This is a genomic window from Ruegeria sp. AE3 (assembly GCF_056542225.1).
In genome coordinates this window covers 877,809-893,784 of record NZ_JBQFZL010000001.1, presented here as the reverse complement: position 1 = coordinate 893,784, position 15,976 = coordinate 877,809, and the positions used below count along the sequence as shown (strand labels likewise).

Here is a 15,976-nt window from a genome sequence, read left to right as displayed (position 1 = left end):
GTCTCGCTTAAAAGCTCGCCTGCACGGCGTTCAGCGCCTGCTGATCCACGACCGGGCGGGCGCGGGTCTGAGCGTCCCGTACGTATGCGTCAAAAATATTCTGCGACAGCGCCTGATCCATCTGCGCAGCCAGTGCGTCGCGCAACCGGCGCAGTTCGTCGGAATCCTCGGGAGGCAGAACCTCGTCCAGACGAACAAGCAAGGCTGCACCATTTCCACCAATGACGCGTAACTCACCGAGTTCCATCTGGAACACTTCGTTCATAAAACTGGCGGGAACGTCATCAAGAAACGCGGTACGTGTCAGTGCGTTTTCAATGCGGAAGGGCAGGCCAGTCGCAGCGAAGTCACCATCAGTGGCCAGTTGGCTCAGTGCGGCGTTTGCTTTGTCCAAAAGGGCTTTATTGGTCTCTGCCTGTACCCAGGCAGCGGCGACACGGTCGCGTGCGCTTTCCAGCGGTTCAGGGCGGCGTGGCAGAACGTCGTTCAGGCGCAAGGCAAAGATCGATCCGTCTTCGAGAAATGCGATTTCAGGGAAATCTTCCTCTTGCACGGCTTCGGCGGCCGCGCGGAACCCGTCATAGGCCGCTATGTCCTCGGCGCTGTCGCGGGTCCAGTCAATCTGACCCAGCTCCATTTCAGTTTCATTTGCCAATTCTTCCAGAGTCGCTCCACCAGCCAGCATGTCGTTGACATCTTCGGACTGCGCCTCGATCAGGCGGCGGGCGCGTTCTGTCGCCAGTTCTTCGCGCAGGGCCGGTTCGGCCTCCTCAAAGGGAACGCTGTTTGCAGCCAGGGATCCGTTGATACGGAACAGGGCGGGGCCAAATACCGATGGCAGAGGGCCGACAACGGCGTCAAGTTCTGCCCCGAACACGGCGTCGGCGGCTTCGCCCAGATCCTCACGCGTGAGGTCGCCCAGGTCGATATCCGAAAGCTCCAGATCACGGTCCCGAACCAGTTGTTCAAAAGTCGTGCCCCCGACCTCAAGCTGCGCCATGGCGTCGTTGGCCGCTTGTTCATCCGGGAAATTCAGGCGCTCGACCAGACGGCGTTCTGGCTGATTATACTCTGCCGACCGCTCTTCAAAAAGTTTTCGCAGAGCCTCTTCGTCAACCTCAACCGTGTCCACCAACATGGCCGGAGACAGAATCGCATACGTCAGCTGTTTCGTGCGGGGCAGGGTGAACTGTTCAGCGTTTTCGTCATAGTAGGTCTGAATCTGCGCGTCAGTCGGTTCGGCCACGGGGGTTTCCAAAGCCTCGGCCCCTGCCGTCGCAACGGTAAAGCTGCGACGGGCACCAATATAGTTGGCCATTGTGTCTGTCACGGTGGCAGGCATTTCCACACCCCCCATGATCGCACCTTGAACGATCGTACGGGCGGATTCTTTGCGCAGGTCCGACTCGAACTCGGAATCCGTCATGCCGACCTGTTCAAGCTGAAAGCGGTATGCCTCACGGTCGAAATTGCCGTCTACGCCTTGAAAGGCCGGGACAGACACGATCTCTTTTTGCAGGTTCTCATCCCCAATGGAGATCCCGAGCTGGCTCACCTCATTGTCCAGTGCCGCCAAGGTTGTCAGGCGGGCAAGCGCGTTTCGATCCAGCCCCAGATCGCGCGCCTGCGACATTTGCAGGGGCTGACCCGATTGCGCCTCAACCGCGCGGATCTCGCGCTGCAACTCGCGGACAAAGTCATCGATCGAGATGCTTTCATCACCAACTTGCGCCACTGTACGGACTGTGCCGCTCAGGTTGACGGCGCCGAACCCCGCGAGCCCCAGCATCAGCATGCCCATCAGAATCCAGACAAAGGTTTTCGAAAGACTTTTAGCGCCTGCGGCCATGGTGCCCTCTTGTTATTACGGCAGCGTTCTGCCCTGTCGGTTGCCGCCTTGAATACGACGCACACCGCCGGGGGGCAAGCTTAGAAGGACAGGCCCTGCAACCGTTCGAACAATTGGCCCAAACCTGTGCGGTCGAGGTTGGCGAAGGCAATGCGCACTTGCCGTTTCCCGTCCGGGTGGTGATCGGGCATAAACATGGTACCGGGCAATAACAGAACACCGGCTTCACGCACCAAACGCCTGGCAAGTTCGTCGGACGGAATGTCAAACGGGTGCTCCAGATAGGCGAAATACGCCCCAAGTCCCAAAAGGCGCCAACCTTCGGCTTCCAGCGCGGGCATACCCTCAAGGATGGCAGCGCGACGGTCGAGTATTTCGTCGCGTTCGCCTGCCAGCCATTGCGACAAGTTTTGCATACCCCAAAGCGCGGCGAACTGTCCGATCTGACCGGGGCAAATGGCAACGGTGTCGAGAAACTTCTCGACCTCAGCCAGAAGTGCGGGGCCCGTTGCAATGGCACCGACCCTATGACCCGTCAGCCTGTATGCCTTGGAGAAGGAATACAGGTGGATCAGCGTCTGATCCCAGTCTGGTTGCTGGAACAAATCATGTGGCGGCCCGCTGCGACTGTCGAAGTCACGATAGGTTTCGTCGACGATCAGGTAAATCCCGGTTTCGCGCGCCAGCTCAAAGAAGGCGCGGACAAGGTCTGCCGGGTATTCAACGCCGCCGGGATTGTTGGGCGTGACCAGAGCAATTGCGCGTGTTTTGTCCGTTATCAGCGCCCGCGCGCGCTCCGGACCGGGCAGCAAATCGTCGCCGGTCTTCAGGTCCGCCGCCTGAACACCCGACATATCCAGCCACATTTTATGATTGAAATACCATGGGGTTGGTAGAATAACCTCATCCCCTTCACCGGTGATGGCCGATATCACTGCTGAAAACGCCTGATTGCATCCTGAGGTGATAGCAACCTGAGGTGCCTCGACCTTTGCCCCATAATGCGCGCTTATCTGCGCAGCCAGTTCCGTGCGAAGGTCGTCATTTCCCAGCACAGGGCCGTATAGGTGCGCATGGTCTTCGCGCACGGTAAATTCGGCCATAGCCTTGCGCAAGGCCAGTGGCGGCGGGTCAACCGGCGCCGCCTGGCTTACGTTGATCAACGGACGTTCGGGTGGGAACGAAACGCCCTCGACCCATCGGCGCGCTTCCATCACTGGCGGCGCGAATGTTGCGGCGGTACGGCTGAGCGTCATGTGCTGCCTACTGATCTGATTTCAATCGGTGCCCCGATAGGGCTCGACATATTGAAGGGCCATATCCCACGGGAAAAAGATCCACGTGTCCTGACTGACTTCGGTGATGAACGTATCCACCATTGGGCGTCCCTTGGGTTTGGCATAAACCGTCGCAAAATGCGCTTTTGGATACATCTCCCGAACCAGCTCCAATGTTTTTCCGCTGTCTACCAGATCGTCGATGATCAGAATTCCGGTTCCGTCACCCATAAGGTTGGTATCGGGTGCTTTCAGAACTTCCGCCTCACCCTGAGCTTGATGATGGTAGGATTTCACGCTGACCGTATCGACTGTACGTATATCCAGTTCACGGCTGACGATCATCGCAGGGGCCATGCCGCCACGGGTAATCGCCACAACAGCACGCCAGCTGCCGTCATCGGGGCCTTGCCCATCCAGACGCCACGCCAATGCGCGCGAGTCGCGGTGGATCTGGTCCCAGCTGATGTGAAATCCTTTTTCGTGCGGCAGGCGGTCCTTAGCGCTCATGTTCTTAACCTTTTTCCACGTCAGGGGCGTCAACGGCCTTCATTCCGACAATATGGTAGCCCGAATCCACGTGCAGATTCTCACCGGTGACGCCGCTGCTGAGGTCTGACAACAGGTACAGGGCCGACTTGCCGACATCGTCGATGGTCACGTTGCGGCGCAGCGGAGAGTTGTATTCGTTCCATTTCATGATGTAGCGGAAATCGCCAATACCGCTGGCGGCCAGCGTTTTGATCGGACCGGCCGAAATCGCGTTCACGCGAATGCCGTCCTTGCCCAGGTCCTCCGCCAAATACTTGACCGACGCTTCCAAAGCGGCCTTGGCAACACCCATCACGTTATAGTGGGGCATCACCTGCTCGGCTCCGTAATAGGTCAGCGTTATGGCGCTGCCGCCTTCAGACATCATCTTTTCCGCGCGCTGCATAACTGCGGTGAACGAATAGACGGATACATCCATCGTCAGCGTAAAATTGGCCCGGCTGGTATCCACGTAGCGCCCACGCAGTTCGTTCTTGTCAGAAAAACCGATGGCGTGAACGACAAAGTCCAGCTTGCCCCATTTCTCTTCCAGTGCCGAGAAAAGCCCATCAATTGAAGCCTCATCGCTCACGTCGCAGGGCAGAACGATTTCGCTGCACAGTTGCGCAGCCAGTGGGTCCACACGTTTCTTTAGGGCGTCACCCTGATAGGAAAAGGCAAGTTCAGCTCCGGCTTCGGACAAGGCGCGGGCGATTCCCCATGCGATAGATTTGTCATTGGCCAGTCCCATGATGAGGCCACGTTTGCCGGCCATCAACTGATTTGACATGTTTGGTTCTCCGCCTGTCTTCGCGTTAGATTGGCATGGTTTATGCCATTGGTAGCGCTGCATCAAGGCCGTGCGCTCTTGCTCGCAGCGGGTTCTCGCCTTAGGCTCGTCATTAATACTTTCCAGGGGATGGAAATGACCGAGCGTGATGGCATCTTTGCTGGCTCCGATCCGTTTGCAATAGCGGCCCGGTGGCTGGCTGAGGCCCAGGAAACCGAATTGAACGATCCGAATGCGATTGCGCTTGCAACCGTTGACCCGGACGGTTTGCCAAATGCACGCATGGTTCTGCTGAAGGAAATCGAAGCGGATTCATTTGTTTTCTATACAAACTACGAAAGCGCCAAAGCGAACGAGCTGGATACGTCCGAAAAAGCCGCATTTGTAATGCATTGGAAATCTTTGCGGCGTCAACTTCGTGTTCGTGGTACAGTATGTCGTGAAAACGGGCCCCAGGCTGATGCGTATTATGCATCGAGGTCACTGAAAAGCCGACTGGGTGCCTGGGCTTCAAAGCAGTCACAACCGCTTTCAAGTCGGACAGCTTTGATGGCAGAGGTCGCGAAAGTGACTGCTAAACTTGGGCCGAATCCACCTCGTCCTCCATTCTGGGGCGGGTACCGATTGACGCCGACAGAGATAGAATTCTGGGCCGATGGAGCGTTCCGCTTGCATGATCGGTTCAGATGGCAACGAATTGAGCCGGGATCGGCATGGCATGTTGAAAGGTTGAATCCATGACGTTCACGTGTCGTGAAATGCAACAAGCAGAAAGTAAACAACTTTTTCGGCTTGAAATTGTCTGCCAATCCCATAAACAACAGACCCTTAACGAACTGCTAAAATTCGCGATGGGAAAACCGTGCCTGAAGACCTGAACAACATGTATCGCGTCCGTGGACACGTAAAATGGTTCGATCCCGCCAAGGGATACGGCTTTGTTGTTTCTGACGAAGGCGGCCCGGATATTCTGTTGCATGTGAACGTATTGCGCAATTTCGGCCAAAGTTCCGTCGCGGACGGAGCAGGTATCGAGATCATGACACACCGCACGGACAGAGGTGTTCAGGCGGTTGAGGTTGTTGCAATCGACCCGCCGGCGCGCGCCGAGTCGATGATGTTGGCCGATTTCGCCGAGTTGGATCCGGACGCTATCACAGAAGCCCCTCTGGAGGCCGCGCGGGTGAAGTGGTTCGACAAAGGCAAGGGCTTCGGGTTCGCAAATGTTTTCGGGCGCGGCGAAGACGTGTTCTTGCATATCGAAGTGTTGCGGCGCTCGGGGCTTGCTGACCTTCAGCCCGGAGAGGCGCTTGCGATGCGCGTAATTGACGGCAAACGTGGCCGAATGGCGGCGCAGGTTCTCGCCTGGGAAGCCGCGCTGGACGGCTGACCGTTCCATGACCCGTTTTCTGGTATTCTGGACGCTTCTGATCACGCTGTGGACGGGGGGGGCGTTTGCTGCGTGCAGCGCCGGCCGTGTCACACTCCGGAACGACAGCGCGACAATCCGATTTGACGTGGAAATGGCGGTTACGCCTCAAGAACGGTCAAAGGGGTTGATGTTTCGCGAGTCGTTGCCGAATCGATCCGGTATGCTGTTCGTGTTCGATCCACCGCAACCTGTCGCGTTTTGGATGAAGAACACGCTGATTCCGCTCGACATGATATTTCTGGACCGTACGGGCACAGTGACACATGTGCATGAGAGTGCGATTCCCGGCGATCTGACACCGATTGAAGGTGGGGATGCCGTTTTTGCGGTGCTGGAAATCAATGCCGGATTGTCCGCGCGCTACTCTATCGGTGTCGGCACTCAGATGCAGCACGAAATTTTTTCGCAAGGTCCTGCGATTTGGCCCTGTTAGGGCTTTTCAAATCAGATTGTCATCGTTAGGAAGGCGCACGGTCCGGGGCGTGGCGCAGTCTGGTAGCGCACCTGTTTTGGGTACAGGGGGTCGTAGGTTCGAATCCTGCCGCCCCGACCACTTCCTTCATATTCTCATGTGGGCGTGCCGCCCATCGCGAGATACAACGAGCTGATCGCCTGATCCAGCACGTCACTTTCCAGTGGAACCTCAACGATTGCGCCGGTTTTCTGCGGCACTTTAAAGTACGATCGTGCGTCGACGCGATAGCCGGACCCTGTTTTAGACGATGTCAGGCGCATGACACTCTGGGGCAGGTCCTGCGGAAATCCGTCATAGTTCAGAATCAAATAGGCAGCCGCTTTTGGGGGCAGATACTCGCTGCATTCAAAAGCCTGTTCGCCGATTTTCTCAAAGACCTTGCCGGGACCAGAACAACTGGTTTCGAATACCTCAAATAACCTTTTGGGATGGGTTTCGAACAGCGCGCTACGAGACGGGGTGGGCGTTTCTTGTGGCGTGCAGGCCACGATACAGGCCAACGCGGGGATAAAGCGAAGCAACTTCATTCGTTTGGCCTTTCTCATTTCGAAGTGAACCTTTGGTCGTTCAGTGTGGGTTCGACAGACCCGGCGAAGCTGATTCCTTTGCAGCCTAACCAGCGAGGTGTTGGTTGATCAAATACAGATAACTATGCTGGCAAAAACGGTAATTCTAATTGAGACTTCGAGTCGTGACCGAAAATTTACCGCAGGCGAGCCTGTGGAGGAATCGTACCCAGAGTTTGACTCCTCTCATGTCTGGGTCTGGTCAACAAAAAAGATTTCAAATTTGGCTGAAAAAGGGCGTTGACCTTCTATGGCAATATACGTCAAATTGTATGAGCCGAAGAGATTGCCACAATATCTGGTGTTCAAGCCGGGACGGCAACAGGCGAGGGTCGGATAAGCACAGTCTATTAACGTGCAGCCGTTGTAACGGCTTTTTCGCTGTCCAAAGCAGCGTCCAGTACCTTTGCGCGCTTCTGTCGGCGTTGCGGGTGGTGCTCCGCAACTCAAAATGTAGTGCCGTGAACCGAAAATTAGGCGGAATTTAACTAGGGCTGCGGACATGAAGATTGAAAGAAAATTCACCAAACCAGATCAGGATGCCTATTCGGAACTGGATTTTGTGTCCGCGACATCTGAAATCCGAAATCCCGATGGAACCATTGTGTTCCGCCTGGAAGGGATCGAAGTTCCGTCAACCTGGTCGCAGGTGGCAAGCGACGTGATTGCCCAGAAGTACTTTCGTAAGGCTGGCGTCCCGTCCAAATTGATCAAAGTTAAGGAAAAAGACGTTCCCGAGTTCCTCTGGCGGTCGGTTCCCGCTGAAGATGCTGAGTTCGAGGGCGAAATTTCCTCAAAGCAGGTCTTTGATCGGCTGGCCGGTGCGTGGGCATACTGGGGGTGGAAAGGTGGCTACTTTTCGACCGAGGAGGATGCGCGCGCCTATTTCGACGAGATGCGGTACATGCTGGCGACTCAGCGCGCCGCGCCAAACAGCCCGCAATGGTTCAATACTGGCCTGCACTGGGCCTATGGAATCGACGGTCCGGCGCAAGGGCACCACTACGTCGACTATAAGACCGGCAAGCTGACCAAATCCAAATCCGCCTACGAGCATCCGCAGCCACATGCCTGCTTCATCCAGTCCGTCGATGATGATCTGGTGAACGAAGGCGGCATCATGGATCTATGGGTGCGCGAGGCACGGTTGTTCAAATACGGCTCGGGCACCGGAACCAATTTCAGCCATCTGCGTGCAGAAGGCGAGGCGCTGTCGGGTGGTGGCAAATCCTCGGGCCTGATGGGCTTTCTCAAGATCGGCGACCGCGCCGCCGGCGCAATCAAATCAGGCGGGACAACCCGTCGGGCAGCGAAGATGGTCATTGTCGATGCGGATCACCCCGATATCGAACAATTCATCGAATGGAAGGTAATCGAAGAGCAGAAAGTGGCCTCGATCGTTGCCGGATCGAAGATGCACGAAAAGATGCTGAACGGTATTTTCGAGGCCATTCGCTCTTGGGACGGTGCGGCCGAGGATGCCTATGATCCAAACAAGAACGAAGCGCTGAGAAAGGCGATCCGCGAGGCGAAAAAGGTCGCAATCCCCGAGACTTACATCAAACGCGTTCTGGATTACGCCAAGCAGGGCCACGACAGCATCGAGTTCCCGACCTATGATACAGACTGGGATTCGGAAGCCTATAGCTCGGTCTCGGGGCAGAATTCGAATAACTCGATCCGCGTGACCAACGGGTTTCTGACTGCTGTCGAGAAAGACGCGGACTGGCAGCTGATCAACCGCACCGATGGCAAAGTCGCAAAGACCGTCAAGGCGCGCGATCTTTGGGAAAAGGTTGGTCACGCCGCATGGGCTTGTGCTGATCCTGGCATCCAGTTCCACGACACGGTCAACGAATGGCACACGTGCCCTGAAGATGGTGAAATTCGCGGATCGAATCCGTGTTCGGAATACATGTTCCTGGATGACACGGCCTGTAACCTGGCCTCGATGAACCTGCTGACCTTCCTCAAGGACGGTGAGTTCCAGGCCGCCGATTACATGCACGCCTCGCGCCTATGGACGCTGACGCTGGAAATCTCGGTGACCATGGCGCAATTCCCGTCAAAGGAAATCGCGCAGCTGTCGTACGACTTCCGCACGCTGGGCCTTGGTTATGCCAACATTGGCGGCCTGTTGATGAACATGGGCTACAGCTATGACTCGGACGAGGGGCGGGCGATCTGCGGTGCGCTGACCGCGATCATGACCGGTGTGGCATATGCCACTTCAGCTGAAATTGCCGGTGAGCTTGGCCCGTTCAAGGGCTACAAGCGCAATGCCGAGCATATGCTGCGCGTCATCCGCAACCACCGCCGCGCGGCGCAGGGTGTGACTGAGGGGTACGAGAAACTGGCCGTCAAGCCGGTGCCTCTGGACCATGGCAACTGCCCCGACAAGCGTTTGGTCGATCTGGCCATGTCCGCTTGGGATGAGGCGCTGAGCCTTGGCGAGCAGAACGGTTACCGCAATGCACAGGCCACGGTGATTGCCCCCACAGGCACCATCGGTCTGGTGATGGATTGCGATACAACGGGGATCGAGCCCGATTTTGCGCTGGTCAAGTTCAAGAAACTGGCAGGCGGCGGTTACTTCAAGATCATCAACCGCTCGGTACCATCTGCGCTGGAAAAGCTGGGCTATTCCTCGTCGCAGATCGAAGAGATCGTATCCTACGCGGTCGGTCACGGCACAATCGGCAATGCGCCGGGGATCAACCACACCTCACTGACTGGCCACGGCTTTGGTGCCAATGAACTGGCCAAGGTGGACGCCGCGCTGGAAAGCGCCTTTGACATCCGGTTCGTCTTCAACCAATGGACATTGGGCGAAGATTTCTGCACCGGTGTTCTGGGCATTCCGGCGACCAAGCTGAATGACCCAACCTTTGATCTGTTGCGTCATCTGGGGTTCACTCGCGCGGATATCGACGCGGCCAACGACCATGTCTGCGGAACCATGACTCTGGAAGGTGCACCGCATCTGAAGGAAGAACACTACGCGATCTTCGACTGCGCCAACCCGTGCGGCAAGAAAGGCAAGCGTTTCCTTGGGGTTGGCAGCCACATCACCATGATGGCGGCGGCACAAAGCTTTATCTCGGGTGCGATCAGCAAAACGATCAACATGCCGAATGATGCGACAATCGAGGATTGCCAGAAGGCCTATGAGCTTAGCTGGTCACTGGGTGTGAAGGCCAACGCGCTGTACCGCGACGGCTCGAAACTGTCTCAGCCCCTTGCGGCTGCGCTGGTCGAGGATGATGACGAGGCGGCCGAGGTGTTGGAAAGCGGCTCTGCACAGGAAAAAGCCGTCGTTCTGGCCGAAAAGGTGATCGAGAAGGTTGTGGTCAAGGAAATAATCCGCAGTCATCGCGAGAAACTGCCGCATCGCCGAAAGGGGTATACACAGAAGGCCATCGTTGGCGGCCACAAGGTTTACCTGCGCACGGGTGAGTTCGAAGACGGTCAACTGGGCGAGATTTTCATCGACATGCACAAGGAAGGTGCTGGCTTCCGGGCGATGATGAACAACTTTGCCATCGCCGTGTCGGTCGGTCTGCAATATGGCGTGCCGCTGGAGGAGTTTGTCGACGCCTTCACCTTTACCAAGTTCGAACCGGCAGGGATGGTGCAGGGCAACGACTCGATCAAGAACGCGACGTCGATCCTGGATTACATCTTCCGCGAACTGGCCGTGTCTTATCTGGACCGTACCGATCTGGCCCATGTGAAACCCGAGGGTGCTACCTTTGATGATCTGGGACGCGGTGAAGAGGAAGGCGTTTCCAACGTCTCGGAAATCAGTGAAACTGCGGCGTCCAAGTCGTTGGAAGTGTTAAAACAAATCAGTTCAACTGGGTATCTGCGCAAGCGTCTGCCGCAGGATCTGATGGTGTTCAACGGCAGTTATGGCGACGTGGCCGGTTTGGCAGAAACAGCAACTGTCTTTGAAGCGCCTGCCACCGAAACGGCAGTGGCAACAGGGATGGACGCCCGCACCAAAGCCAAGATGCAGGGCTATGAGGGCGACCCCTGCGGCGAGTGCGGAAACTACACGCTGGTACGAAACGGAACTTGCATGAAGTGCAACACCTGCGGCGCGACAAGCGGGTGTAGCTGAATTTAACGCCCTGGCACCCCGGGGCGTAGGGGTCGGACGCTGCCCTAAGTAACCGACCCCGCCGAATACGGAGAACAGGTCTGTCACCGACTGACCATTCTCCACTCGGCCGACATGCCCGTGTTGGCCGGGAACAGGGTGGGGCGGAATATTTGCTCCTTCCCACTCTTTCACGGGGCGGGTGCGCTCGCCCCATGCGCAGTCCAGGCCGCAGGCAAAAAAACACCGGGCGGTCAACGAAATGAGCCTGGAAGGCGAAACTGACAGGGGGCTTCGGCCCCCTTTCTTTTTACCCGCCGAGTCGTCCCGGATAAGCGCCACATTGCCGGATTGAGGTGGTCCTGTCGGGCAAGAGCCGCCGATACAGGTTTTGCCGCCTTCTTCAGGCGGAGGGCCGCAAACCCGACTCGGGCAAACACGCGAAGATTGGCGTGAAATCACGAAGTTCTACCAAAGCGCGTGACGCGCCGGGGTGTCCATGTGCTTCTGGGCGCTGTCCGGACGTAAACACAAACACACCTTTCAGGAGGCACTGAAATGAAATCGCATTATTTGATCGGGCTTTCCGTGGCCGTTCTGGGCTTGCCCGGCGTTGCTTCGGCCCAATCCTCAGCCGATACCAACGGTGATGGTCTTTTGACCATCGAGGAAATTCAGGCAGTCGTACCGGAAATCAACGCTGACACTTTCTCGGCCATGGATGCCAATGGTGACGGAGCGTTGGATGCAGACGAGGTCGCGATCGCGCAGGAGGCAGGATTGCTGCCGCCCAGCGACGGGTAGGCATCGAATGAACAGGCGGCCCGATCCATTTCGGGCCGCCTTTTCCATCACCTTAGGCGGGAAGATGGATTTTGAATTTTTTCCGAATCTCGGCGTCCAGAGCCGGGTCGAACCTTGCAGGGGAAGGGGTGGAAAGGATTTCCTCTTTCCGGGCTACGGCTTTTTCCACCAGATCGGGCTTGCCAAGCTCCACCCACTCTTTCGGCGAGGAGCGATCTCCGAATGTTGGATAGACGTAATCTGACTGCATCCGGCTCAGCGTTGCGTCAGTTCCCAGATAGTGGCCTGGGCCGCCCATGCATACCGCCGCCATTTGATCCAGTGCCAGCGTGTCATCCGTCACCTCGATCCCGCGTACACAGCGTTGCGCCTGTCCGATCAGATCATCGCTGAGGATAAGGCTTTCCAGGCAGAACCCCAGCAACGAGGCATGCATCCCGGCCGCCTCATACACCATGTTCAGACCGGACAGACCTGCCATGACGTTCGAACACATCTGTTCCCAGCCGGCCTGCATATCGGGCAGTTTCGAATCCGATGCGCCAGCCGCAGCTCCGCCCGGCAAGTCATAGAACCGGTGCATCTGGGCGCATCCGGCAGTCAGAAGGGCCTGTTCCCCTGAACCAATCGACATGGCACCGGTCCGCAGGTCCAGACCAAAGGGCCAGGTGCCGAAAATCGCCGGGGCACCGGGACTTACGGCATTAACATAAACCAATCCCGCCAGGCATTCCGCAGTTGCTTGCGTGATCGCACCGGCGATGGTCGACGGCGCTGTGGCACCGGCCATACCGGCAGATAGCAACAAGACAGGCATACCGGACTTGATGCATGCTTCCATCACTTCGCAGCTTTCGGTTGCGAATTTCATTGGAGGAACAACAAAGCAGTTCGAGTTCGAAACGAAGGGGCGCTCGCGAAATTTGTTTTCACCGCCCGCAATCATATAGATCATCTCCATCGCCGGTGCGACGTGGCTTGGTTCGGTGAAGGATGTCCCGACATGTTTGAAGGACCCAGAACAACAGGCGTAAATTGTGTTGAGGTCCATTTCGAGGTTGTCCGCGATGTCACGACAGACCATTGGCCGCTGCACAAAGTGAATGTTATCAAGCTGTTGGCAGATTCGCGCGGCATCGTGCAGATCTTGCACGGTGGAATGGCGATATTCCCGACCGTGGACGTCGACCATGGACACGGCGGCCCCGGCCGTACCGTAGTGCACTTTGGTGCCCGACAATTCCAGATCGGTGTTTCCATCCCGGCTGTACAAAGTGACTGAGCGGTTCGCCTTAGCAATCGTGTCCTCGACAAGGGCACGAGGGAAACGGATACGGCCATCGTCACCCAAGGTGCAGCCCGCACCGACCAGATAGTCAATGCCACTTTGCGGGGCATCCGCCAAGCCAATGGTTTCAAGCGCGGTAAGTGCTGCTTCGTGGATGCGTTCGATCTGCGCCTGTGTCAGTACATTCAGGACGCCACCTTCCATTCCGGGGCGGACAGGTCGCAGGTGCTCAGGCAGTGCGGTTGCACGGGCAGCACGGCGCGCGGCGCGGCCGCCACTGCGCGAAGAATTGCGGGGTTGGTCGTTCATTTCAAGAATCCGGTCGTTGAGTGATGTCTTAAGGTGTCTGCAAGCACACCTTTACGGCCGTCCTCGTGCGGCACGGCCACGATCCGCCCCAATGGTGCGGCTGATCAGGCTGATTTTCCAGTCATCGTCTGCCATTTTGCCCCTCAACGTCTTGCGCCACAATTCCAAAACGCGGCGACACAATCTGTTCTATTTGCGACCTTTGATGATTATTCATATGGACAATTCTCACGGCTTATGGGGTCAGAGAACCAAACGCCGAGATTTTCGCCCGTTTTGGAAGAAATCTGTTATACTGCATTCACTTACTTCCAAGGTCTGCTGCGCGGAGTTGAATTGTGAGCAGCAGGTCACAGATTGAATTGAAGTCTTGCCTCTGATCGAAACCAGAGCGGTGTCGCATTGAACCCGACTATGAACCCTATTTCCGTCCTTGTTGTTGCGATATTTATCGCCGGCGCTAACCCTGTTGCGGCGGAGGATTGGACTGGCGGGTATGCCGGTTTCAGTTTTGGATTTGCAGATGCCGATGGTCCGGGTGGTGCAAATGGCGATGATACGGCCTTTGGTGCGCATCTGGGCTATGACCGGGACTTTGGGAATTTCGTTCTGGGCGGTGAGTTGGAGTATAATCGGCTGTCCCTGAACCTCGGACAGTCTCAGGGCAGTCTCGACAGCATGACCAGCTTGAAATTGCGTGGTGGATATGATTTCGGTAACGCTCTGGGGTACGTGGTCGTAGGCGCAGCGCGGGCTGATACATCGGTCGACAGTGACACAGCCGCGGTTTACGGAATCGGATTGGCCTATCCGATTGGCGAGAATTTCGTCATCAGCGGTGAAGCACTGCGGCAGAATTTCGACGATGTCACCCGGTCCAGCGGCAGTCTGGACACCAATGTTTTCAACCTGCGTACGACGTTTCGGTTTTGAATGCGGCTATTCAGCCGCGTGTCGCTTGGCGAGCTGCGCTGAAAACATGCACAGGGTTCTCAAGGCACTGACAAATTTCTCATCATCCACGGTCATGGCAACCCGAATGTGCCCCGCTGCGGCCTTGCCAAAGCTTTCGCCCGGCATGACCGCAATCGCATGAGTGTCCAAAAGGGCGTTCGCAAACCCTTCACCCGTCAGCCCGGTCGCCCGTACATCCAGCATCAGATACATAGAACCCTGCGCCGGGACGAGCCCCACTGTGTTCTGTGCCGCTAATACGTCCATCGCCAATGAACGGCGGCGACGGAACGGCGCGGCGATCTTGTTTTCAAGTTCGTGTCCTGCGGTCAGTGCAAAGCTGGCCGCATCCTGAATGAACCCCGGTACGCCATAGGTTGTATGAGTAGCCAGATCTATCAGGTGACGGATCATGTATTCCGGACCAACGATCCACCCGCATCGGGACCCGGTCATGGCATGAGATTTGGACATTGATCCAACCACCAAGGTACGGTCGGCCATTCCGGGCAGCACGCGGGCGGACAGGTGCTCGCCCTCCCAGATCTGGGTGTCATAGACTTCGTCTGATATCAGCCACAGGTCACGGCGTTGGCAAACATCGGCAATGGCTTCAAGTGACTGACGGGAATACACCACTCCGGTCGGGTTGTTCGGTGTGTTGATCAACAGCGAAACCGCGCCTTCCGCGGCAGCATCAATCAATTCGGCGCGCGGTTGAAATGCATCCTCTGCAGCGGTCCGAACAGCGCGGGCAATGGCCCCGGCACCGCGAATCGTCCCGGGATAGGTGGCATAATACGGGTCCAGAAACAGCCCGGTGTCGCCGGGATCGCACACAGCCATATGCGCCGCGAACAGGGCGGACTGCCCCCCGGGTGTGACCAGTACATTGTTGCGCGTCGTTGGAATACCTGTGCGGGACTGAACCCGGGCAGCAACCGTATCACGCAGCAAATCTGTTCCGGGCACAGTGGCATAACCGGTGTGACCGTTGCGGGCCGACAGGTCCATAGCGTGCAGGATCGACGGGTCGGTACGAACGTCATGCTCGCCGATTGTCAATTCTGTCACGGCATGCCCTTCATTCAGCATCCGTCGGGCCCGATTGAACACCTCCCACCCGTCGCTGCCGCCGGTGATCTGCGTGATGCGCTTGGACAATTCCATGACAAGGGCCCCGGTTACTCTGCGCTGAATGGGACAGAGCGGCAGGCGTTTGTCAATCAGCTTCGCGGCGCTATCGAGGCCTGAAGTTTTTTGGTCAATGATGCGCGGACAAGGTCATAGGACACAGTCAAACGATGGCGCATTTCGTCAGCGCCGGTTTCAAACGGAAGACGCACCCAGCTGCGGTGGAAATAGGGGGCTTTTACGCCGATCCCGGCGTCAATCAGCATCTGCGCCGTCTCGATATCGGGCGTTTTGACGGAAACACCATCATTTGCGATTCCGATACAGGCGAACATCTTGCCACCAATTTTCCAGGCGTCATGGCCACCGCCCCAGGGATCGGACAGTTCAGCGCCGGGAAGCGTTTTGCAGATGGAATTGACGAAATTTCGGTCCATGTTTGGCACTGTGCCCAACGGGGGTGGC

The 15,976-nt window shown here is 57.0% G+C and carries 14 protein-coding genes and 1 tRNA gene; 7 read left to right on the top strand and 8 right to left on the bottom strand.

The window, feature by feature from the left end:
- Nucleotides 1-7: 7 nt before the first annotated feature.
- The 4 genes from ACR0NZ_RS04445 to fabI form a co-directional block, all read right to left on the bottom strand.
- Complete coding sequence (locus ACR0NZ_RS04445; protein ID WP_480517151.1) at nt 8-1,849, bottom strand: SurA N-terminal domain-containing protein; 1,842 nt, start codon at nt 1,847-1,849, stop codon at nt 8-10.
- Nucleotides 1,850-1,929: 80 nt separating this feature from the next.
- Nucleotides 1,930-3,105: an aminotransferase gene (locus tag ACR0NZ_RS04440; RefSeq protein ID WP_480517149.1), complete on the bottom strand. Its 1,176-nt coding sequence runs from the start codon at nt 3,103-3,105 to the stop codon at nt 1,930-1,932.
- Nucleotides 3,106-3,126: 21 nt separating this feature from the next.
- Nucleotides 3,127-3,636, bottom strand: a complete 510-nt coding sequence (gene gpt, locus ACR0NZ_RS04435; RefSeq protein WP_480517147.1) for a xanthine phosphoribosyltransferase — start codon at nt 3,634-3,636, stop codon at nt 3,127-3,129.
- Nucleotides 3,637-3,640: 4 nt separating this feature from the next.
- The gene (gene fabI, locus ACR0NZ_RS04430; RefSeq protein WP_480517145.1) at nt 3,641-4,447 is read right to left on the bottom strand and encodes an enoyl-ACP reductase FabI; all 807 of its coding nucleotides are present in this window, start codon (nt 4,445-4,447) and stop codon (nt 3,641-3,643) included.
- A 135-nt stretch (nt 4,448-4,582) separates the two neighbouring features.
- Here fabI and pdxH point away from each other — a divergent pair, with 135 nt between their 5' ends.
- The 4 genes from pdxH to ACR0NZ_RS04410 all read left to right on the top strand — a co-directional run bounded on the left by pdxH (nt 4,583) and on the right by ACR0NZ_RS04410 (nt 6,432).
- Nucleotides 4,583-5,188: a pyridoxamine 5'-phosphate oxidase gene (pdxH, locus tag ACR0NZ_RS04425; RefSeq protein WP_480517750.1), complete on the top strand. Its 606-nt coding sequence runs from the start codon at nt 4,583-4,585 to the stop codon at nt 5,186-5,188.
- A gap of 142 nt (nt 5,189-5,330) precedes the next feature.
- Complete coding sequence (locus ACR0NZ_RS04420) at nt 5,331-5,837, top strand: cold-shock protein (protein WP_480517748.1); 507 nt, start codon at nt 5,331-5,333, stop codon at nt 5,835-5,837.
- A gap of 7 nt (nt 5,838-5,844) precedes the next feature.
- Complete coding sequence (locus tag ACR0NZ_RS04415; protein ID WP_480517144.1) at nt 5,845-6,312, top strand: DUF192 domain-containing protein; 468 nt, start codon at nt 5,845-5,847, stop codon at nt 6,310-6,312.
- Nucleotides 6,313-6,355: 43 nt separating this feature from the next.
- Nucleotides 6,356-6,432 (top strand) — tRNA-Pro (locus ACR0NZ_RS04410).
- Nucleotides 6,433-6,446: 14 nt separating this feature from the next.
- Here ACR0NZ_RS04410 and ACR0NZ_RS04405 read toward each other — a convergent pair.
- Nucleotides 6,447-6,881, bottom strand: a complete 435-nt coding sequence (locus tag ACR0NZ_RS04405; RefSeq protein WP_480517142.1) for a hypothetical protein — start codon at nt 6,879-6,881, stop codon at nt 6,447-6,449.
- A gap of 541 nt (nt 6,882-7,422) precedes the next feature.
- Between ACR0NZ_RS04405 and ACR0NZ_RS04400 the strand changes: the two genes are divergently transcribed.
- Both ACR0NZ_RS04400 and ACR0NZ_RS04395 read left to right on the top strand, forming a co-directional pair.
- Nucleotides 7,423-11,043: a vitamin B12-dependent ribonucleotide reductase gene (locus tag ACR0NZ_RS04400; protein WP_480517140.1), complete on the top strand. Its 3,621-nt coding sequence runs from the start codon at nt 7,423-7,425 to the stop codon at nt 11,041-11,043.
- A gap of 537 nt (nt 11,044-11,580) precedes the next feature.
- Nucleotides 11,581-11,826 carry an EF-hand domain-containing protein gene (locus ACR0NZ_RS04395; RefSeq protein WP_480472945.1) on the top strand — a complete coding sequence of 82 codons (246 nt, stop codon included), beginning with the start codon at nt 11,581-11,583 and terminating at the stop codon, nt 11,824-11,826.
- A 52-nt stretch (nt 11,827-11,878) separates the two neighbouring features.
- Here the strand turns inward: ACR0NZ_RS04395 and ACR0NZ_RS04390 are convergent, their stop codons facing one another.
- On the bottom strand, nt 11,879-13,423 hold the full coding sequence (locus tag ACR0NZ_RS04390) for a trimethylamine methyltransferase family protein (protein ID WP_480517138.1): 1,545 nt from the start codon (nt 13,421-13,423) through the stop codon (nt 11,879-11,881).
- 414 nt (nt 13,424-13,837) lie between these two features.
- Between ACR0NZ_RS04390 and ACR0NZ_RS04385 the strand changes: the two genes are divergently transcribed.
- Entirely contained in the window at nt 13,838-14,356 is a 519-nt protein-coding gene (locus tag ACR0NZ_RS04385) for an outer membrane protein (RefSeq protein ID WP_480517136.1), read from the top strand.
- A 6-nt stretch (nt 14,357-14,362) separates the two neighbouring features.
- On the opposite strand, the gene ACR0NZ_RS04380 is transcribed toward ACR0NZ_RS04385, so the two are convergent.
- Nucleotides 14,363-15,547 carry a pyridoxal phosphate-dependent aminotransferase gene (locus ACR0NZ_RS04380; protein WP_480517134.1) on the bottom strand — a complete coding sequence of 395 codons (1,185 nt, stop codon included), beginning with the start codon at nt 15,545-15,547 and terminating at the stop codon, nt 14,363-14,365.
- Nucleotides 15,548-15,603: 56 nt separating this feature from the next.
- Nucleotides 15,604-15,948 (bottom strand): MmcQ/YjbR family DNA-binding protein, encoded by a 345-nt coding sequence (locus ACR0NZ_RS04375; protein ID WP_480493102.1) that lies wholly within the window; start codon nt 15,946-15,948, stop codon nt 15,604-15,606.
- Nucleotides 15,949-15,976: the final 28 nt, after the last annotated feature.